This is a genomic window from Streptomyces sp. NPDC005017, from assembly GCF_042873115.1.
Lineage (GTDB): Bacteria > Actinomycetota > Actinomycetes > Streptomycetales > Streptomycetaceae > Streptomyces.
The window spans coordinates 238,141-256,742 of record NZ_JBIALD010000003.1 but is presented as its reverse complement, the minus strand read 5'-3'; the positions used below and the strand labels follow the sequence as shown (position 1 = coordinate 256,742).

18 protein-coding genes are annotated in these 18,602 nt (G+C 72.8%); 6 read left to right on the top strand and 12 right to left on the bottom strand.

Annotated elements, in window-relative coordinates; genetic code table 11:
- Positions 1-6: 6 nt before the first annotated feature.
- Entirely contained in the window at positions 7-1,386 is a 1,380-nt protein-coding gene (locus tag ACFYR0_RS06240) for a geranylgeranyl reductase family protein (protein WP_389322428.1), read from the bottom strand.
- Positions 1,387-1,635: 249 nt separating this feature from the next.
- Between ACFYR0_RS06240 and ACFYR0_RS06235 the strand changes: the two genes are divergently transcribed.
- On the top strand, positions 1,636-2,991 hold the full coding sequence (locus ACFYR0_RS06235) for a dipeptidase (RefSeq protein ID WP_389322426.1): 1,356 nt from the start codon (positions 1,636-1,638) through the stop codon (positions 2,989-2,991).
- Between the two features lie 190 nt (positions 2,992-3,181).
- On the opposite strand, the gene ACFYR0_RS06230 is transcribed toward ACFYR0_RS06235, so the two are convergent.
- From ACFYR0_RS06230 to ACFYR0_RS06220, 3 genes are all read right to left on the bottom strand, one after another.
- Positions 3,182-4,231, bottom strand: a complete 1,050-nt coding sequence (locus ACFYR0_RS06230) for an NUDIX domain-containing protein (protein ID WP_389322424.1) — start codon at positions 4,229-4,231, stop codon at positions 3,182-3,184.
- A gap of 143 nt (positions 4,232-4,374) precedes the next feature.
- Positions 4,375-4,578: a hypothetical protein gene (locus ACFYR0_RS06225; protein ID WP_389322422.1), complete on the bottom strand. Its 204-nt coding sequence runs from the start codon at positions 4,576-4,578 to the stop codon at positions 4,375-4,377.
- A 144-nt stretch (positions 4,579-4,722) separates the two neighbouring features.
- Positions 4,723-5,670, bottom strand: a complete 948-nt coding sequence (locus ACFYR0_RS06220; RefSeq protein WP_389322420.1) for an ROK family protein — start codon at positions 5,668-5,670, stop codon at positions 4,723-4,725.
- Positions 5,671-5,869: 199 nt separating this feature from the next.
- Here ACFYR0_RS06220 and ACFYR0_RS06215 point away from each other — a divergent pair, with 199 nt between their 5' ends.
- From ACFYR0_RS06215 to ACFYR0_RS06205, 3 genes are all read left to right on the top strand, one after another.
- Positions 5,870-6,919 (top strand): LacI family DNA-binding transcriptional regulator, encoded by a 1,050-nt coding sequence (locus ACFYR0_RS06215; RefSeq protein ID WP_389322418.1) that lies wholly within the window; start codon positions 5,870-5,872, stop codon positions 6,917-6,919.
- Positions 6,920-6,926: 7 nt separating this feature from the next.
- Positions 6,927-7,730 (top strand): hypothetical protein, encoded by an 804-nt coding sequence (locus ACFYR0_RS06210; protein WP_389322416.1) that lies wholly within the window; start codon positions 6,927-6,929, stop codon positions 7,728-7,730.
- A 460-nt stretch (positions 7,731-8,190) separates the two neighbouring features.
- Positions 8,191-8,997, top strand: a complete 807-nt coding sequence (locus ACFYR0_RS06205) for an alpha/beta fold hydrolase (protein ID WP_389322414.1) — start codon at positions 8,191-8,193, stop codon at positions 8,995-8,997.
- 13 nt (positions 8,998-9,010) lie between these two features.
- On the opposite strand, the gene ACFYR0_RS06200 is transcribed toward ACFYR0_RS06205, so the two are convergent.
- Positions 9,011-10,306: a DUF6986 family protein gene (locus ACFYR0_RS06200; protein WP_389322791.1), complete on the bottom strand. Its 1,296-nt coding sequence runs from the start codon at positions 10,304-10,306 to the stop codon at positions 9,011-9,013.
- 156 nt (positions 10,307-10,462) lie between these two features.
- Between ACFYR0_RS06200 and ACFYR0_RS06195 the strand changes: the two genes are divergently transcribed.
- Positions 10,463-11,365: an endonuclease/exonuclease/phosphatase family protein gene (locus ACFYR0_RS06195; protein WP_389322412.1), complete on the top strand. Its 903-nt coding sequence runs from the start codon at positions 10,463-10,465 to the stop codon at positions 11,363-11,365.
- Positions 11,366-11,465: 100 nt separating this feature from the next.
- Here ACFYR0_RS06195 and ACFYR0_RS06190 read toward each other — a convergent pair whose 3' ends face one another.
- From ACFYR0_RS06190 to ACFYR0_RS06175, 4 genes are all read right to left on the bottom strand, one after another.
- Positions 11,466-12,440 (bottom strand): electron transfer flavoprotein subunit alpha/FixB family protein, encoded by a 975-nt coding sequence (locus tag ACFYR0_RS06190; RefSeq protein WP_389322410.1) that lies wholly within the window; start codon positions 12,438-12,440, stop codon positions 11,466-11,468.
- A gap of 51 nt (positions 12,441-12,491) precedes the next feature.
- Positions 12,492-13,280, bottom strand: coding sequence for an electron transfer flavoprotein subunit beta/FixA family protein (locus ACFYR0_RS06185; protein ID WP_389322408.1), 789 nt, complete (start codon positions 13,278-13,280; stop codon positions 12,492-12,494).
- A gap of 218 nt (positions 13,281-13,498) precedes the next feature.
- Positions 13,499-14,008 (bottom strand): flavin reductase family protein, encoded by a 510-nt coding sequence (locus ACFYR0_RS06180; RefSeq protein WP_389322406.1) that lies wholly within the window; start codon positions 14,006-14,008, stop codon positions 13,499-13,501.
- 220 nt (positions 14,009-14,228) lie between these two features.
- A complete protein-coding gene (locus ACFYR0_RS06175) occupies positions 14,229-14,597 on the bottom strand; it encodes a TlpA family protein disulfide reductase (RefSeq protein ID WP_389322404.1) in 369 nt (122 codons plus the stop codon).
- Positions 14,598-15,007: 410 nt separating this feature from the next.
- On the opposite strand from ACFYR0_RS06175, the gene ACFYR0_RS06170 reads away from it, so the two are divergent.
- Complete coding sequence (locus ACFYR0_RS06170; RefSeq protein ID WP_389322402.1) at positions 15,008-15,736, top strand: lysophospholipid acyltransferase family protein; 729 nt, start codon at positions 15,008-15,010, stop codon at positions 15,734-15,736.
- Between the two features lie 352 nt (positions 15,737-16,088).
- On the opposite strand, the gene ACFYR0_RS06165 is transcribed toward ACFYR0_RS06170, so the two are convergent.
- The 3 genes from ACFYR0_RS06165 to ACFYR0_RS06155 all read right to left on the bottom strand — a co-directional run bounded on the left by ACFYR0_RS06165 (position 16,089) and on the right by ACFYR0_RS06155 (position 18,575).
- Positions 16,089-16,679, bottom strand: a complete 591-nt coding sequence (locus ACFYR0_RS06165; RefSeq protein WP_389322400.1) for a transglutaminase family protein — start codon at positions 16,677-16,679, stop codon at positions 16,089-16,091.
- A gap of 82 nt (positions 16,680-16,761) precedes the next feature.
- On the bottom strand, positions 16,762-17,832 hold the full coding sequence (locus ACFYR0_RS06160) for a threonine aldolase family protein (protein WP_389322398.1): 1,071 nt from the start codon (positions 17,830-17,832) through the stop codon (positions 16,762-16,764).
- Positions 17,829-18,575 carry an SDR family NAD(P)-dependent oxidoreductase gene (locus ACFYR0_RS06155; RefSeq protein WP_389322396.1) on the bottom strand — a complete coding sequence of 249 codons (747 nt, stop codon included), beginning with the start codon at positions 18,573-18,575 and terminating at the stop codon, positions 17,829-17,831. The genes ACFYR0_RS06160 and ACFYR0_RS06155 overlap by 4 nt, the downstream gene beginning before the upstream one ends.
- Positions 18,576-18,602 lie beyond the last annotated feature (27 nt).

The window sequence follows — 18,602 nt, the reverse complement described above, 5'->3', positions numbered from 1 at the left end:
CCAGGATCAGGAAGTGACGCCCCCGGGGGCGTCGGAAGCCCCCGAGGCCCCGGAACCACCGGAAGTTCCGGACTCCCCAGCCGCCCCGGCCTCCTCGCCAGGCGCTCCGGCACCCTCCGCACCGGAAGCGGGCCCGGCGGCGGCCCCGGAACCGGACCCCGCCGCGGGCCCCCCGGCCACCCCCCGGTCGAGCAGGACCAGCATCCGCTGCACGACGGGCCGGTTGCGGACGATCTCCCCGAGGGAGGTCCGGCCACGGGTGATGTCCATGAAGGCCCGCCACACGGGACGCACACCGGTGAGACCGGCGTGGAAGACCCCGGGGCGGCGCTCGAACGCGGCGAGCAGCCGCTTGCCGACGGCCATCTCGACGCCCAGCCCCGCCTTGATGGCGAAGGCGTAGTTGAGTGCCTGGCGGCGGGCGTCGACGGCGTCGTGCGCCTCGGCGATGCGCACGGCCCACTCCCCCGCGAGCCGCCCGGAGCGCAGGGCGAACGAGATGCCCTCGCGGGTCCACGGCTCGAGCAGCCCGGCCGCGTCGCCGCAGACCAGCACGCGTCCGCGCGAGAGCGGCGAGTCGTCGGCACGGCAGCGGGTCAAGTGCCCCGAGGAGACGCTCGGTTCGAACCCGGCGAGGCCGAGCCTGCCGATGAAGTCCTCCAGGTACCGCTTGGTGGCCGCGCCTTCGCCGCGCGCGGAGATCACCCCGACGGTCAGGGTGTCGCCCTTGGGGAAGACCCAGCCGTAACTGCCGGGAATCGGGCCCCAGTCGAGCAGGATGCGGCCCTTCCAGTCGTCGGCGACGGTCTGCGGGACGGGGATCTCCGCCTCCAGGCCGAGGTCGACCTGGTCGAGCTTCACGCCGACGTGTGCTCCTATCCGGCTGGCGCTGCCGTCCGCGCCGACGACGGCCCGTGCCAGGACGGTCTCGCCGCCCTGGAGGACGACGGCGACCGTGCGCCGGTCCGGCACCGCCGAGCCGTGCTGCTCGACGCGCGAGACGGTGACGCCGGTGCGCAGTTCGGCGCCCGCCTTCTGGGCGTGCTCGACGATCTGCTGGTCGAACTCGGGGCGGTTGATCAGTCCGAAGAGCATGTGCCGGGAGCGCCGGGTGCGGGTGAAGCGGCCGTTGTGGGTGAAGGTGACCGCGTGCACCCGGTCGCGCAGGGGCAGTTCGTAGCCGGGCGGCAGCGCGTCGCGCGAGGGGCCGATGATGCCGCCGCCGCATGTCTTGTAACGGGGCAGTTCGGCCTTCTCCAGCAACAGCACGCGTCGTCCCGCGACCGCGGCCGCGTAGGCGGCCGAGGCCCCCGCGGGTCCCGCGCCCACCACGACGACGTCCCAGACCTGCCGCTCGTCGTCCGCCGAAGAGTTCTCGCTGCTCACGATGGTTACTGCTCCCGGTCCAGCCGCCTGTCGCTTCTGTCCTGCGCATCCTACGGCGGGCCCGGTGCCCGTCCCGAGGACCATGCCCCCGTCGCGTGGTCCGTCACCCGCTGCCCAGCCGTCGCGCCCCGGCCGAAACGTGCTGTTCCCCATGGTCGGCGGGACCCGGCGCCCGGGTCCCGCCGCAGGTCACTGTGACAGGATCGCGCTACCCATACGTCCAACGTCGCACCTACGAGGAGCGTGCCCATGTCGTCGAATCCGGTCGCCGAGACCGTCACCGAGCTGATGCCCCGGGCGAAGGCGGAACTCGCCGAGCTGGTGGCCTTCAAATCGGTGGCGGACTTCGACCAGTTCCCCAGGTCCGAGAGCGAGGGAGCTGCCCGCTGGGTCGCGGACGCGCTGTCGGCCGAGGGCTTCGAGGACGTGGCCCTGCTCGACACGCCGGACGGCACCCAGTCGGTCTACGGCTACCTGCCCGGCCCCGAGGGCGCGCGGACGGTCCTGCTGTACGCCCACTACGACGTGCAGCCGCCGCTGGACGAGACGCGCTGGAGCACGCCGCCGTTCGAGCTGACCGAGCGCGACGGGCGCTGGTACGGCCGTGGCGCCGCCGACTGCAAGGGCGGTGTGATCATGCACCTGCTCGCGCTGCGCGCCCTGAAGGCGAACGGCGGTGTCCCGGTGCACGTGAAGTTCATCGCCGAGGGCTCGGAGGAGATGGGCACCGGCGGTCTCCAGCAGTACGCCGAGGCGCACCCGGAGCTGCTGAAGGCCGACACCGTCGTCATCGGCGACGCGGGCAACTTCCGGGTCGGCCTGCCCACCGTCACGACCACGCTGCGCGGTATGACGACGCTGCGGGTGCGGGTCGACACCCTCCAGGGCAACCTGCACTCCGGCCAGTTCGGCGGCGCGGCGCCCGACGCGCTGGCGGCGCTGATCCGCGTGCTGGACTCGCTGCGGGCCGAGGACGGCACGACGACCGTGGACGGGCTCGGGCAGGGGCCGTCGTGGGACGGGCTCGCCTACGACGAGAAGCAGTTCCGCGAGGACGCCAAGGTGCTGGACGGTGTGGGCCTGATCGGCTCGGGCTCGGTGGCGGACCGGATCTGGGCGCGGCCCTCGGCCACCGTGCTCGGCATCGACTGCCCGCCGGTGGTGGGCGCCACGCCGTCGGTGCAGGCGAGCGCCCGCGCGCTGATCGGTCTGCGGGTGCCGCCGGGCGCCGACGCGGCCGAGGCCACCGAGCTGCTCGTCGCGCACCTGGAGGCACACACGCCGTGGGGCGCCCGGGTGTCGACGGAGCAGATCGGCCAGGGCCAGCCGTTCCGCGCGGACACGTCCAGCCCGGCGTACCAGGCGATGGCCGACGCGATGGCGGTCGCCTACCCGGGTGAGGAGATGCAGTACGCCGGTCAGGGCGGGTCGATCCCGCTGTGCAACACCCTCTCCTCGCTCTACCCGGACGCGGAGATCCTGCTCATCGGCCTGAGCGAGCCGGAGGCGCAGATCCACGCGGTGAACGAGAGCGTGTCGCCGCAGGAGCTGGAGCGGCTGTCGGTGGCGGAGGCGCTGTTCCTGCGCAACTACGCGGCGCGCTGACGCCGTGGGACGCGGGGCCTCACCGGGTGGGGCCCCGCGCCTTCCTCCTCCGGGAGCGGTTCGGCGGCGGATGCTCCGGCCGCCGGGAGGGACGGGGGTGGCGGGTGCCGGGCGCGGCCTGGCGTACGCCCCGGCCGCGGCGGGCCGCGTACGGCCGTACGGGTACCGCGTTCCCGCGCGGCGGCGCCGATCAGCCGTTCCCGGCCGGGACGCCCGCCTCCAGGTACAGCGCCGCCCCGCGCTCGCGCGCCCGCAGGGCCCAGCGCAGGCGTTCGTAGCGCACGGGCGGCAGCAGGGTGGCGGCCTCCTGCTCGGTGACGAAGCGCCAGGCGCGCAGTTCGGGGCCGGGCAGCAGCACGCGTTCGGCGGCGGAGCGGTCGAGCCGGCCGCCGTCGAAGAGGAGCCGCAGCCCGCCGTAGCCGGGGGGCTGCGGGCGTTCCCAGTCGACGACCAGGAGGCGCGGTACGTCCGCCAGCCGGATGCCCGTCTCCTCGGCGACCTCGCGCACACCGGCGCGGGCGGGTGACTCGCCGGGTTCGACGACCCCGCCGGGGAACTCCCAGCCGGGCTTGTACGTGGGGTCGACGAGCAGGACGCGGTCGTGCTCGTCGAAGAGCAGGACGCCCGAGGCGACCGTCTCGGCGGTGGGCTGGGCGGTCTGCACGATGGCGCAGGCGGGCGCGGTGCCGGAGGCGACGGCGTCGGCGATGCGCACGGCGGTCTCGTGGGGTGTGAGAGTGCCGTTGTCGACGGGGTGGGCGTCGGCGCAGAGCCAGCCGGCCAGGGCGGCCCGGTAGGGCTCGATCCGGTCGTAGGACCACTGGCGTATGCGTATCTCGCCGTCGGGCAGGTCCGGTGGGACCTCGCGTCGGGCGATCCGCTCGCGCAGGATCGTTTCGGCCGGGGTCAGTACGAGGTGTCGTACGGCGATCCGGCGGGCGGCGAGACCGCCGAAGATCTCGTCGCGGTACTCCTGGCGCAGCAGGGTCATGGGCACCACGAGGGTGCCGCCGAGCTCGGCGAGCAGCGCGGCCGCCGTGTCGATGACGAGCCGGCGCCAGATCGGCAGGTCCTGGAAGTCGCTCGTCTCGGCGAGTCGTTTGGCGGGCAGCAGGTGTGTGAGTGCCCCTCCGATGAGTTCGGGGTCGAAGAGCGTGCTGTTCGGGATCAGGTCGATCAGTTCCCGTGCGGTGGACGTCTTCCCCGCACCGAACGCGCCGTTGATCCAGACGACGGTCACGATTCCCCCTCTTCTGTTGGCCCCCAGTGGCTTGCCCGTTCCACCCTGCCACGGAAACCAGGCGCAGTTGAGTGCCTGCGAACAGTGAGGCGCCGGACCTCCCGGCGGGAGATCCGGCGCCCCGGGGACGGCGTTCGGGGCCGTCAGCCGTTGTGCGCGCCCTGGCCGCCGAGGGCGGACTCGTCGACGTCGAGGCTGTCGCTGGCGATCGTGCGGTCGAGGGTGCTGAGGGTGCCGTTCACGTCGAGGTCGCCCAGGTCGTCGCCGAGGGCGTGGGACGGGGTGACCGCCGCGACGACGAAGCCGGTGGCGAGGGAGGCGATGGCGAGCATGCTGCGCTTCTTCATGCCGGACTCAACGGCACCCGCCGCACGAAGGTCACGGCCGTCGTACGAAGGTCAGGGCCGTCGCACGAAGGCCAGGGCCGCCCGCGGCGCCACCGTGGCGGAACCGTTCCGCCACGAAGGGGGCCACCTCGCCGCACACCCTGCTCACACGCCCGCGGCGGCCCTCCGCGACAGTGCCGCCGCGGCCGCGCCCACCAGCCCGGCGTCCGTGCCCATCCGGGCGGGCACCACCTTCAGCCGCCGTACGAAGGAGAGCGTGGCGTAGTGGGCGAGGGCCTTGCGCAGGGGCGTGAAGAGGATGTCGCCCGCGTTGCCCACACCGCCCCCGACGACGGCGATGTCGATCTCGACGAGGGTCGCCGTGGCGGCGATGCCGGCGGCCAGGGCCTGCGCCGCGCGCTCGAAGGAGGCGAGGGCGACGGGGTCGCCGGAGCGGGCAGCGGCGGCGACCGCGGCGGCGGAGACGTCACCGTCCGGGCCGGGCAGCCAGCCCGCGTCCAGGGCGCGACGGGCGATGTTGGGACCGCTGGCGATGCGCTCGACACAGCCGCGCGAACCGCAGGGGCAGGCGTCGCCGTCGAGGTCGACGCTGATGTGGCCGATGTGCCCGGCGTTGCCGGTGGGGCCCGGGTGGAGCCGGCCGCCGAGGACCAGACCGCCGCCGACGCCGGTGGAGACGACCATGCACAGGGCGTTGTCGTGGCCGCGGGCCGCGCCCTGCCAGTGCTCGGCGGCCGTGATGGCCACGCCGTCGCCGATCAGCTCGACGGGGAGCCCTCCGGTCGCCTCGCGGACGCCGTCGACCAGCGGGTAGTCGCGCCAGCCGGGGACGTTGACCGGACTGACCGTGCCCGTGGAGGCGTCCACCGGTCCCGCGCTGCCGATGCCGACCGCGTCGGCGCGCCGCCACAGGGGCGAGGCGGCGAGTTCCGCGAGGACCTGCCGCACGGCGTCCATGACCGTGTCGCCGTCCTTGCGGGCGGGCGTCGGGTGCTGGGCGCGCACCCGTATCCGGCCGTCACCGTCCACCAGGGCACCGGCGATCTTGGTGCCGCCGATGTCGAGAGCGGCCACGAGGGCGGTGTGCGTCAAGGTCGGTTCTCCCCGTCAGCCGTGGGAATGGGCAGGAAATGCGCAGGTCTGTCCGGCGGTGGGGCGCGCGGTCGAAGTATGCGTCGGACAGTGTCCCCCGACCATGACAACGTTGTCCAGGCTCTATGCTCGACGCCACATCCTCATACAATCCACGAATCCACGCACCCCCGAGGATCACAGGACAGGACACCCCACCGTGGCCGATGCCATCCGCCGAGCCGACGGGCTCTCCGCAGCCCGCTACGGGACCCGCCCGACGATGAAGGACGTCGCCGCACGGGCCGGTGTCGGCCTGAAGACGGTGTCGCGCGTCGTCAACGGCGAGCCCGGTGTCACCCCCGACACCGAGCGGCGGGTGCAGGACGCCATCGAGGCGCTCGGCTTCCGGCGCAACGACAGCGCCCGTGTGCTGCGCAAGGGCCGCACCGCCAGCATCGGCCTGGTCCTGGAGGACCTCGCCGACCCCTTCTACGGCCCCCTCAGCCGGGCCGTGGAGGAGGTGGCCCGCGCCCACGGCGCGCTGCTGATCAACGGCTCCAGCGCCGAGGAGCCCGAGCGGGAGCAGGAACTGGCGCTGGCGCTGTGCGCGCGGCGGGTCGACGGCCTGGTCGTCATCCCGGCCGGTGACGACCACCGCTATCTGGAGCCGGAGATCAGGGCGGGCGTGGCCACGGTGTTCGTGGACCGCCCGGCCGGGCGGATCGACGCGGACGTGGTGCTGTCGGACAACTACGGCGGGGCCCGGGACGGTGTCGCCCATCTGATCGCGCACGGGCACCGCAGGATCGGGTTCATCGGCGACATGCCCCGTATCCACACCGCGGCCGAGCGGCTGCGCGGCTACCGGGCGGCCATGGAGGACGCCGGGATACCGGTGGCGGGGTCCTGGATGTCCCTGGGGGCGACCGACCCCGAGCGGGTGCGCCGGGCGGCCGAGGAGATGCTCTCCGGCTCCGAACCGGTGACGGCGATCTTCACCGGCAACAACCGGGTGACCGTCACGGTCGTCCGGGTCCTCGCCGAGCACGCGCGCGCTGTCGCCCTGGTGGGCTTCGACGACATCGAGCTCGCCGACCTGCTGCGCCCCGGACTGACCGTGGTCGCGCAGGACGCCGCGGCGCTGGGCCGCACGGCCGCCGAGCGGCTGTTCCGTCAGCTGGACGGCAGTCTGGTCGCGCCCGAGCGGATCGAGCTGCCCACCCGTCTGATCGCCCGCGGCTCGGGCGAGCTGCCGCCCGCGGACTGAGGTGTCCATGGACCCGGACACGGCCGCCGCCCCGGACCCGGAACGGCACACGCTGGAGGCCCTGGGCCTCTCCGGGGTACCGCACGACGACCCGCTGAGCTATCCCGGTGTGTGGCCACGGCGGTCCGGGCTGCTCGACGACGGCCATCTGTGGCCGCTGACCCGGCTGGTCCACCCGGACCGCACCCCGGTGCTCGCGGTCGGGTCCAACGCCTCGCCCGGCCAGCTGGGCCGCAAGATGGCCCGGGCCGGGCTCTCGGCGCCCGTGCCGATGGTGAAGGTCCGGGTCACCGGCCTCGCCGTGGGCGTCTCCGCGCATGTCAGCCGGATGGGATACGTCTCGGCGTCACCCCTGCGCGCGCCGGGCGCCGTGCGGAAGTTGTTCGTGGCATGGCTGGACGGCGAACAGCTCGCGGTGGTGGACGCCAGCGAGGGCGTGCCGCTGCCGGCCGGCAACTTCCGCCGGGCCTGGCTGCCCGCGGCGGAGGTGCCGGTGAAGCTGGAGGACGGGCGGACGCTGCCGGGGGTGTACGCGTACGTCAACCGGCGCGGGGTGCTGCACGACGGCGGCGGCACGCCCCGGCCGCACCCCGGGCAGCGGGAGCTGCTCACCGGGCTGCTGGCCGGGCTGCCCCGGTTGAGGGAGCTGTTCGGGACGACGCCGGAGGAGTTCGTCGCGCGGGCGCGGGCCGATGCGGCGCTGTGCGAGCACGGCACGCGGCTGTTCGCGGAGGAGGGGCTGGTGACGCGGTCCGGGCTGGAGGCGTACGTACCGGCCGGGCGCGGCACGGACGCGCCGGAAGGACACTAGGGCCCTTCTGATGGGTCTCCGTGGAAGAAGGAGCGGCGTCCGGTGCGGGCGATCGGCGTGCGGCTGGGGGTACCTCCCACGCCCTTGAGGCGGTGGGGGAGAGTGCGTGCCGGGCGTCACGACGCCGCGGAGAGCCGTCAGGAGGGCCCTCGGGCGTGTTTCGAAAGGCCCGTCCGCCTGAAGGGCGGGCTCCGCGGCGTCCGGTGCGTGCGAGCGCAAGGCGCCGGAGCGCCCTGACAGCGGAGCTGTTCGGGCGTTTCGGCAACGCCGCTGGGGCCCCTCAGGGGGAGTGCGTGCCAGGCGCCGCAGCGCAGGCGAGACTTTCGAAACCCGCCCTGGAGGACGGCTCGGCCGCGCGTGAGCACCGGTGCGCGGCCCGGTGGCCGCTCGCGTTGCGGGCGGCTCCGCGGGCGGCGGACACTGGCCGTGAGCGGGGGCACTCCGGAGGGAGCCGGCGGCCATGGGCGACTACGTGGATCTTCCCGGCGTCAGGACGTGGTACGAGACCGAGGGCACGGCCGGTGAGCCGCCGCTGCTGCTGTTGCACGGCGGGTTCTGCACGAACGAGACCTGGGACCCGCAGCGCGCCCCCCTCGCGGCGGAGTACCACGTCTTCCTGCCCGAGCGCCGCGGGCACGGGCGCACGCCCGACGTCCCCGGGCCGCTCACCTACCAGGACATGGCCCGGGACACCGCCGACTTCGTCGAGATGATGGTCGGCGGCCCGGCTCATCTGGTCGGCTGGAGCGACGGCGCGATCGTGGCACTGCTGGTCGCGATCACCCGCCCGGACGTGGTCCGCAAGGTCGTGGCGATCGGCGCGAACTTCCGCCCGCCGAGCGAGTGTTCGGCGGTGCCGGGGCTGCTCGACCATATGACGGCGGCCAGTCCGGACATGGCGCCGTTCCGCGAGATGTACGTCGCCGTGTCGCCCGACGGGCCGGAGCACTGGCCGGTGGTCGCGGACCGGCTGCTCGACATGTACCGCGTGGAGCCGGACCTCTCCACGGAGGATCTGGCCCGGATCACGGTGCCCGTCCTGGTGATGGCCGGGGACGACGACATGTTCACCCTGGAGCACACGATCGCGCTGTACCGCGCGATCCCCGGGGCCGAGCTGGCCGTCGTCCCCGGGGCCTCGCACCTGCTGACGATGGAGAAGCCCGCCGTGGTCAACCGGATCGTCCTCGACTTCCTCGGGAACGATCCCGTACCGACCGTGTTCCCTGTCCGCCGCGCGGAGGCGACGGTCCCCGGGCCCGCCTGAGGCCGGGCGGGCCCTACTCGGCGGACGCCGTGAGGTCGCCGCGCCGCGGCGCCGCGAACCCCTCCAGGTCGGCCCGGGTCAGGCCGGTCAGCCGGGCGACCTCGGCGATGTCCAGGGCGCCGCAGTCGAGGCCGCGCAGCAGGTAGCCGCCGAGGGCCTTGGCGGTGGCGGGCTCGTCCATGACGTCGCCCGCGGCGCGGTCGGCGTAGCGGGCGAGGCGGGCGGCGGCCTGCTCGAAGCCCTCGCGGTAGAAGGCGAAGACGGCGGCGTAGCGGGTGGGAAGGTGGCCCGGGTGCATGTCCCAGCCCTGGTAGTAGGCGCGGGCCAGGGCCCGGCGGGTGAGGCCGTAGTGCAGGCGCCAGGCGTCGTGGACCTTCTCTGTGGGGCCGACCGGGAGGACGTTGGTCGAGCCGTCCGAGACGCGTACGCCGGTGCCCGCCGCCGCGACCTGCATGACCGCCTTGGCGTGGTCGGCGGCAGGGTGGTCGCCGGCCTGGTAGGCGGCGGAGACACCGAGGCAGGCGCTGTAGTCGAAGGTGCCGTAGTGCAGGCCGGTGGCGCGGCCCTCGGCGGCCCGGATCATCCGGGCGACGGTGGCGGTGCCGTCGGCGGCCAGGATGGACTGGCTGGTCTCGATCTGGATCTCGAAGCCGATCCGGCCGGGCTCCAGGGAGTGCGCCTTCTCGAAGGCCTCCAGTAGCCGGACCATGGCGGTGACCTGCTCGGGGTAGGTCACTTTGGGCAGGGTCAGGACCAGTCCGCCGGGCAGTCCGCCGGCCTCCACCAGGCCGGTGAGGAACACGTCCAGGGTGCGGATGCCGCGGTCGCGGACGGGGGCCTCCATGCACTTCATGCGGATGCCCATGTACGGGGCGGCGCTGCCGTCGCGGTAGGCCTCGGCGATGAGGCGGGCGGCGCGGGCGGCGTCCCGGTCCTCGTGGCCGCCCTGGTAGCCGTCCTCGAAGTCGACGCGCAGGTCTTCGATCGGCTCGCGCTCCAGCTTCGCGCGGACGCGGGAGTACACCGGCTCGGCCAGTTCGCCGGCCAGGCCGAGGACGGCGGCGAAGGAGGCCGCGTCCGGGGCGTGTTCGTCGAGGGCGGCGAGGGCCCGGTCGCCCCAGGAGCGGACGGTGTCGGCGGCGAAGACGTCGCCGGGTACGTAGACGGTGTGCACGGGCTGGCGGGTGCCGGGGTCCCCGGGGTAGACGCGCTCGAGTTCCGCGTCGACCTCCGCGAGGGAGGCGCTGATCTCCTCGCCGACGGTGCCCGCGAGGCTCGTCGCCACCTGCTCCTGCTGGCCCTGGCCCATTCCCACGTCCTCCAATTTTCCGCACTACGGAATCAACAATCCGTTGAATGAAGTTATCCGGGGACTTCCGGCCGGTCAACACCTCAGCTCACGGGTAGCTGCCACACTCTCCAGCGCACCGACTCGTCCGGTCGTCCTTCTCCCCGAGGAGTACCCGTGCCGCACCGCAGTCGCGTCACCCGCCGTCTGGGCCTGAAGACCGCCCTGGCCGCCGCGGTCACCGTGCCCGCCTCCAGTACAGCACTGTCCGTCTCCGCCGCCTCGACGGACGAACCCCGCCGCACGCTGCGCGTGATGTCCTTCAACCTCCGCTTCGCGAGCACCGCCGAACCCCACAGCTGGACCGTCCGCCGCCCCGTCCTGCGCGCCCTGCTGCGCCGCGAGCGCCCGCATGTGATCGGCACCCAGGAGGGCCTCTACCAGCAGCTGAGGGACATCGAGGCCGACCTCGCGCCGCACTACGACTGGATCGGCACGGGCCGCGCGGGCGGCAGCCGGGACGAGTTCATGGCCGTCTTCTACGACACCCGCCGGCTCGCGCCCGTGGCCTACGACCACTTCTGGCTGTCCGGCACACCCGAGGTGATCGCCTCCAACACCTGGGGCGGGGCCTCGGTCCGGATGGCCACCTGGGTCCGCTTCCGCGATCTGACCGACGCGGGGCGGGAGTTCCACGTCCTCGACACGCATCTCGACAACCGCAGCCAGAGCGCCCGCCTCGAGGCCGCCGCACTCGTCGCCCGGCGCGTCGGCGCGCTGGACCCGGCCCTGCCGCTGCTGGTGACGGGCGACTTCAACGTGGCGGCGCACCGGAACCCGGTCCACGCCGGCCTGTTGGCGGCGGGCCTGGTGGACACCTGGGACACGGCGGCCGAGCGGGGGCCGCTGTACGGCACCTTCCACGGGTACCGGCCGCTGGTGCCGGACGGCGACCGCATCGACTGGATCCTCGCCACCCCGGGCGTCGTGACGCACCGCGCGTCGGTCAACACCTTCGCCGTGGAAGGGCAGTTCCCGAGCGACCATCTGCCCGTGCAGGTGACGCTGACCCTGGGGTGAACGCCGCGCGGGCGGCGCCCGGGGACATGGCGAGGCCCCCGTGACCGGTGCGGGTCACGGGGGCCTCGGACAGCCTGACGGAGATCAGGAGGTGAGGTGATCAGCCCTTGCGGGTGTTGATCTCCTCGGTGAGCTGCGGGACGACGTCGAACAGGTCGCCGACGACGCCGTAGTCGACCAGCTCGAAGATCGGGGCCTCGGGGTCCTTGTTGACGGCCACGATGGTCTTCGAGGTCTGCATGCCCGCGCGGTGCTGGATCGCGCCGGAGATGCCGTTGGCGATGTACAGCTGCGGCGAGACCGACTTGCCGGTCTGGCCGACCTGGTTGGTGTGCGGGTACCAGCCGGCGTCCACCGCGGCGCGCGAGGCACCGACGGCCGCGCCGAGCGAGTCGGCGAGGGCCTCGACGATCGCGAAGTTCTCCGCGCCGTTGACGCCACGGCCGCCGGAGACGACGATCGCGGCCTCGGTCAGCTCCGGACGGCCGGTCGACTCACGCGGGGTGCGCGCGGTGACCTTGGTGCCGGTGGCCTTGTCGGAGAAGGTCACGGCGAGCGCCTCGACCGCGCCGGCGGCCGGGGCGGCCTCGACGGCGGCCGAGTTCGGCTTGACCGTGATGACCGGGGTGCCCTTGGAGACACGGGACTTGGTGGTGAAGGACGCGGCGAACACCGACTGGGTGGCCACCGGGCCCTCGTCGCCGGCCTCGAGGTCGACGGCGTCGGTGATGATGCCGGAGCCGATGCGCAGCGCCAGACGGGCGGCGATCTCCTTGCCCTCCGCGGAGGACGGCACCAGCACGGCGGCCAGGGAGCCCCCGGCGGAAACCGCCTCGACGGCGGCCTGGAGGGCGTCGACCTTCGGGACGACCAGGTAGTCGGCGTACTCGGACGCGTCGTGGGTGAGGACCTTCACCGCGCCGTGCTCGGCGAGGGCGGCCGCGGTGTCGGCGGCGCCGTTGCCCAGCGCGACGGCGACGGGCTCGCCGATGCGGCGGGCCAGGGTCAGCAGCTCGAGGGTCGGCTTGCGGACGGCACCGTCCACGTGGTCGACGTAGACGAGGACTTCAGCCATGGGATTGCTCTCCTGCGTAACGAAGTTGAGGGGCGGTCGGCGTGTCGAGCCTTAGATGAACTTCTGGCTCGCGAGGTACTCGGCGAGCTGCTTGCCGCCCTCGCCCTCGTCCTTGACGATCGTGCCGGCCGTGCGGGCCGGACGCGCGGCCGCGGAGTCGACCGCGGTCCAGGCGTTCTCCAGGCCGACCTCGTCGGCGTCGATGTCCAGGTCCGACAGGTCCCAGGACTGAACCGGCTTCTTCTTCGCGGCCATGATGCCCTTGAAGGACGGGTAACGCGCCTCGCCGGACTGGTCGGTGACCGACACGACGGCCGGCAGGGAGGCCTCCAGCTGCTCCGAGGCGGCGTCGCCGTCACGACGGCCCTTGACGGTGCCGTCCTCGACGGAGACCTCGGACAGCAGGGTCACCTGCGGGACACCGAGACGCTCGGCGAGCAGGGCCGGGACGACGCCCATGGTGCCGTCGGTGGAGGCCATGCCGGAGACGACCAGGTCGAAGCCGGCCTTCTCGATCGCCTTCGCCAGCACCAGCGAGGTGCCGATGGCGTCGGTGCCCTCCAGGTCCTCGTCCTCGACGTGGATGGCCTTGTCGGCGCCCATCGACAGCGCCTTGCGCAGCGCGTCCTTGGCGTCCTCGGGGCCGACCGTCAGGACGGTCACCTCGACGTCGTCGTCCGAGTTCTCGGAGATCTGAAGCGCCTGCTCGACGGCGTACTCGTCCAGCTCGGAGAGCAGGCCGTCCACGTCGTCGCGGTCGACGGTCAGGTCATCGGCGAAGTGCCGGTCGCCAGTGGCGTCGGGCACGTACTTCACAGTGACAACGATCCTCAAGCTCACGCCGGCTCTCCTACTGCATCGTCATTTCTCGGCTGCCTCTTGCAGGCAGCATAGGCGCCTCAAGCGGCCGATCCCGGTCGGGGCGATCCGGCGCTCCGACCGAAATATTACTCGTCAGTACACCCAGTTCTTCCCCGCTAAGCAAGCGCTTTGAACTGTGACCTTCGCAACGCAGCGTAACCGGAATCGGACCGCTTCGCAGAATCGCCCAGGCGTGATCAATCCCGCAGAGCGGTGAAGCGCCCCTGGTGGTACAGGAGCGGGCGGCCGGCGCCCGTCGGGTCCCCGAGGAGCACCTCGGCCAGCACGAGCCGGTGGTCGCCGGCCGGCACCCGGGCGGCGACCCGGCCGACCAGCCAGGCCGGCACGCCGTCGAGCAGAGGCACCCCCTCGGGGCCCTCGCGCCAGGCGGTCGACGGGCCGAAGCGGTCGGCCCCGCTGCGGGCGAACGTGGCGGCCAGGTCCTGCTGGTGCTCGCCGAGTATGTGGACGCCGACATGCCCGGCCTCGGCGATCGCGGGCCAGCTGGAGGCGCCGGTGCCGATGCCGAAGGAGATCATCGGGGGCTCGGCGGAGACGGAGGTGAGCGAGGTGGCAGTGAAACCGACGGGGCCGGCGGCGCCGCACGCGGTGATGACCGCGACACCCGCGGCATGCCGCCGGAAGACGGAGCGCAGGAGTTCGGGGGAGGCGAGACGGGGGGTGCCGAGGTCGGACGTGGCCGTCATGGGGTTGTCCTTCTGATGGTGGGAACGAGCGGGTCGCGGGAGCTCAGCAGCCCGGACAGCGCGCGCTCGCGGTGCGCGCCAGGTCGACGTGCACCCGGCTGAACAGAAGGAGTTCCGATGGCATGGACGTCAGGCTGACGACGGATGGCGGGCGCAGTCAAGTACGTACCGCCATGTGGGAGCCGGTTCACGCGCACGTCACGAACCATGCGAAGCCCCCTCACCCACCCGTGACCGCGGCGCCCAGAGCCGCGATCACGTCCGCCCGGCGGGGCTGCCCCGAGGCCCGGCGGACCACCCGCCCGCCGGCGTCCAGGACGAGCACGGTCGGGGTCTTCAGGATGTCCAGCGCACGGACCAGTTCCAGCCGGTCCTCGGCGTCGATCTCCAGATGCGAGACGCCGGGCACCATGGCCGCCACCTCCCCGAGCACCCTGCGGGTGGCCCGGCAGGGCGCGCAGAAGGCGCTGGAGAACTGCACCAGCGTGGCCCTCTCCCCCAGTTCCCCGCCCAGCTCGGCCGGACCGAGCACCGTCCCCTCGTCGCGCCCGCGCACCCGCGCTCTCCCCTTCCGCCGCCGGAACGTCACCTCGCGGACGCCCGCCGCGACCGTCTTCCGCCCTTGTCGTCCTGAGCTGAAGCGTTCACACGACCGCAATGATTCCCGCACTCCCGTCGCGTCCCGCTTGCGGGGCGCTGGAACCGCCCTCGCGGGACGGCGGACGGAGAGACGACGGGGACACCGCCGATGGTGTGACAAGCCCACCGGCCGGTACGCGAGATGTCCCTGGTTCGGGCGTGGCTGATGGGTACGCCCGGAGTAAAGCGAAGCTAAAAGCGCGAGGTGGACGTGACGAGGATCTCGCCCGGGTCGGGCACGCGGGCTGGCTCCCCACGCGTTCTTCGGGCACGATCTGCGACATGCCGTAAACCTACGGCTCCGTAACTTTCGGCCGGGAGCCCCTTTCCCAGGCAGAGCAGAAAGGGTCCGTCCCACCCATGGCAGAGCTTGTGTACCGTCCCGTCGTCGGTCTGGCCCTGACGTTGTTCAAGGCCTGGGACCTGAAGATCGACTGCCAGGGGTCGGAGAACATCCCCCGGTCGGGCGGTGCCGTGCTGGTGAGCAACCACATCAGCTACCTCGACTTCGTCTTCAACGGCCTGTCGGCGCTGCCGCAGAAGCGGCTGGTGCGCTTCATGGCCAAGGAGTCGGTCTTCCGCCACAAGGTCTCCGGCCCGCTGATGCGCGGTATGAAGCACATCCCGGTGGACCGCGCCCAGGGCGAGGCGGCCTACCAGCACGCCCTGCGGTCGCTGCGCTCCGGCGAGTTGGTCGGGGTGTTCCCCGAGGCGACGATCTCGCAGTCGTTCACCCTCAAGAGCTTCAAGTCCGGTGCCGCGCGCATGGCCCAGGAGGCGGGCGTGCCGCTGATCCCGATGGCCGTGTGGGGCACGCAGCGGCTGTGGACCAAGGGCCGGCCGCGCAACTTCAAGCGCAGCCACATCCCGGTCACCATCCGGGTGGGCGAGGCGATCGAGGCCTCCAAGGACAAGTACGCCGGTGCCCTCACCCGCCAGGTCCGCGAGCGGGTGCAGGAACTCCTCGACGCCGCCCAGCGCGCCTACCCGGCCCGCCCCAAGGGCCCCGAGGACAGCTGGTGGCTGCCCGCCCACCTCGGCGGCACCGCGCCGACCCCGGAGCAGGTGAAGGCCGCCGAGTCGCGCTGACCCGGTGCCGGGCACGCCGGGCCCCGGCCGACAGGGTGGCGCGGGCCGGTCGCGCGGTTCCCCGCGCCCCTTCGGGGACGTCGCGATGCGGTGGCCTCTGCGGAGGCTGGGCGGGTTGGTGCCGGGGCTGGGGCCGTCGTCGGGGTGCGGGTTGGCGTGGGCTGGTCGCGCGGTTCCCCGCACCCCTTCGGGTACGTGTCGCGCAAGGCCTCGCGACTCTTCAGGTACGTGTCGCCCAGGTCCCCGCACCCCTTCAGGTACGTGTCGCGCAAGGCCTCGCGACCCCTCAGGTCCCTGTCACCCACGTCCCGTGATCCTTGGGGTACCTGTCGCGCAGTTCCCCGCGCCCCTTTCAGAGGGTGGTGGGGAGCGTCGTCCAGAGGTGGGGGCGGTCAAGGGCGGACCGGAGGGCCTTGAGGACTGTCGGGTGGGGGGCGGCGTACAGGAGGGGGTAGTCGGTCTCGTCGGAGTCCGGGGTGACCGTGAAGGCCAGGTGTTCGCCGTCCAGGGAGAAGCGCGCGTCGATGCCGGGCCTGTTGCCGCGGGGGTCCTGGCGGTGCCAGGCGCCGTCGAGGCGGACGGCGACGAGGCCGTGCACACAGTGGCCCGAACCGTCGTCCCGCAACCGCTGGTAGCACAGCGCGGTCGGGATGTCCTCCGCCCGCAGCAGCGCGGCGAGGGCGTGGGACTTGGCGTAGCAGATGCCCGTGCGGAGCTCGATGACGTCGGAGGCGCGCCAGGTCACGCGCGGGTCGCCGGTGTCGGCGGAGTGCGGGATGGCGTCGCGTACGTACTCGAAGGCGACCCTCGCATAGTCATACGAGTCGGCGGCGCCGGACGCGAGACGGGCCGCGGTCTCGCGCACCACCGGATGGTGATGGTCGATGACCTCGTCGGCGGCCAAGTAGGCGGAAAGGTCAGGGGTTTTCTGGATCAGCTCCATGCCGCCAGAGCATAGGAACGCGATCACCCGGCCGTCAATGACTTTCCGGGTGACCGCATACCTATGCATCACGAGAGGTGGCTCAGTGAGCCATCTCCTCCTTCAGGGCCGCGAGGAACGCGTCCACGTCCTCCTCGGTCGTGTCGAAGGCGCACATCCAGCGCACGACGCCCTCGGCCTCGTCCCAGAAGTAGAACCGGAAGCGCTTCTGGAGGCGCTCGCTCACGTCGTGCGGGAGCTTGGCGAAGACGCCGTTGGCCTGCACCGGGTAGAGGATCTCGACGCCGTGCACCGCGCGTACGCCCTCGGCCAGGCGCTGGGCCATCTCGTTGGCGTGGCGGGCGTTGCGCAGCCAGAGGTCCTTGGCGAGCAGCGCCTCCAGCTGCACGGAGACGAAGCGCATCTTGGAGGCGAGCTGCATGGACAGCTTGCGCAGATGCTTCATCCTCCGCACGGCGTCCTGGTTGATGACGACGACCGCCTCGCCGAACATCGCGCCGTTCTTCGTGCCGCCCAGGGAGAGGATGTCGACGCCGACCGCGTTGGTGAACGTCCGCATGGGCACGTTCAGCGAGGCGGCGGCGTTGGCTATGCGGGAGCCGTCCAGGTGGACCTTCATGCCGTGCGCGTGGGCGTGCTCGCAGATCGCGCGGATCTCGTCCGGCGTGTAGAGCGTGCCCAGCTCGGTGCTCTGGGTGATCGAGACGACCTGCGGCATCGCGCGGTGCTCGTCGTCCCAGCCCCAGGCCTGCCGGTCGATCAGCTCGGGGGTGAGCTTGCCGTCCGGCGTGGGCACGGTGAGCAGCTTGAGGCCGCCCATCCGCTCCGGCGCGCCGCCCTCGTCGACGTTGATGTGCGCGCTCTCGGCGCAGATCACCGCGCCCCAGCGGTCGGTGACCGCCTGGAGCGCGACGACGTTGGCGCCGGTGCCGTTGAAGACCGGGAAAGCCTCGGCCGTGGGCCCGAAGTGGCTGCGGACGATCCCCTGGAGGTTCTCGGTGTAGTCGTCCTCGCCGTACGCGACCTGATGGCCGTCGTTGGCCAGGGCCAGGGCGGCCATCACCTCCGGGTGCACCCCGGCGTAGTTGTCGCTGGCGAAACCGCGGACCTCGGGATCGTGGTGGCGACGCGCGTCGGTCTTCGGGGGGTTCACGGCTGCTCGGTGAGCCACAGACGGTTTCCGTTCACTTCCGCGGCGGGCTTGTCCCAGACGCCGGCGACGGCCTCGGCGAGGTCCTTGACGTCCGTGAAGCCCGCGAACTTCGCGTTGGGCCGCTCGGCGCGCATCGCGTCGTGCACCAACGCCTTCACGACCAGGATCGCAGCAGCCGAGGTCGGCCCCTGCTCGCCCCCGGCCTTGCGGAAGTAGTCGGCCATGGCGAGCGTCCACGCCTCCGCGGCCGCCTTGCCCGCGGCGTACGCGGCGTTCCCGGCGGTCGGGTTGGTCGCGCCCGCGGCGCTGATCAGGACGTAGCGGCCCCGCTCACTGCGCTGGAGCGCCTCGTGGAAGGCGAGGGAGGTGTGCTGCACGGTACGGATGAGCAGCAGCTCCAGGAAGTCCCAGTCGTCGAGGCTGGTCTTGGTGAAGGTCTCGCTGCCGCGCCAGCCGCCGACCAGGTGGACCAGGCCGTCGACGTGACCGAACTCCTTCTCGGTGCGCGCGGCCCAGTCGCGGGTGGAGTCCAGGTCGAGCAGGTCGACCGTCTCGCCCGTGACGGTGGCGCCGCCGGACGCGTAGCGGGCCGCGTCCACGGCCTCGGCGAGCCGCTCCGGGTCGTTGTCCGCCGCGACGACCGTGGCGCCCGCCTCGGCGAGCCTGAGCAGCGCCGCCCGGCCGGCGGGTCCGCCCGCGCCGGCCACCGCGATCACCGCACCGCTGAGAGCCCCGTTCCCCATGTTCTTCGCCTCCTGAGCAGTGTTCTC

What these genes read in the sequence shown, in the direction of transcription:
- ACFYR0_RS06180 (WP_389322406.1), bottom strand. Translation starts at nt 14,008, where the DNA reads ATGACGGCCACGTCCGACCTCGGCACCCCCCGTCTCGCCTCCCCCGAA.
- ACFYR0_RS06190 (WP_389322410.1), bottom strand. Translation starts at nt 12,440, where the DNA reads ATGGCTGAAGTCCTCGTCTACGTCGACCACGTGGACGGTGCCGTCCGC.
- ACFYR0_RS06205 (WP_389322414.1), top strand. Translation starts at nt 8,191, where the DNA reads ATGGGCGACTACGTGGATCTTCCCGGCGTCAGGACGTGGTACGAGACC.
- ACFYR0_RS06155 (WP_389322396.1), bottom strand. Translation starts at nt 18,575, where the DNA reads ATGGGGAACGGGGCTCTCAGCGGTGCGGTGATCGCGGTGGCCGGCGCG.
- ACFYR0_RS06225 (WP_389322422.1), bottom strand. Translation starts at nt 4,578, where the DNA reads ATGAAGAAGCGCAGCATGCTCGCCATCGCCTCCCTCGCCACCGGCTTC.
- ACFYR0_RS06170 (WP_389322402.1), top strand. Translation starts at nt 15,008, where the DNA reads ATGGCAGAGCTTGTGTACCGTCCCGTCGTCGGTCTGGCCCTGACGTTG.
- ACFYR0_RS06200 (WP_389322791.1), bottom strand. Translation starts at nt 10,306, where the DNA reads ATGGGCCAGGGCCAGCAGGAGCAGGTGGCGACGAGCCTCGCGGGCACC.
- ACFYR0_RS06165 (WP_389322400.1), bottom strand. Translation starts at nt 16,679, where the DNA reads ATGGAGCTGATCCAGAAAACCCCTGACCTTTCCGCCTACTTGGCCGCC.
- ACFYR0_RS06235 (WP_389322426.1), top strand. Translation starts at nt 1,636, where the DNA reads ATGTCGTCGAATCCGGTCGCCGAGACCGTCACCGAGCTGATGCCCCGG.
- ACFYR0_RS06210 (WP_389322416.1), top strand. Translation starts at nt 6,927, where the DNA reads ATGGACCCGGACACGGCCGCCGCCCCGGACCCGGAACGGCACACGCTG.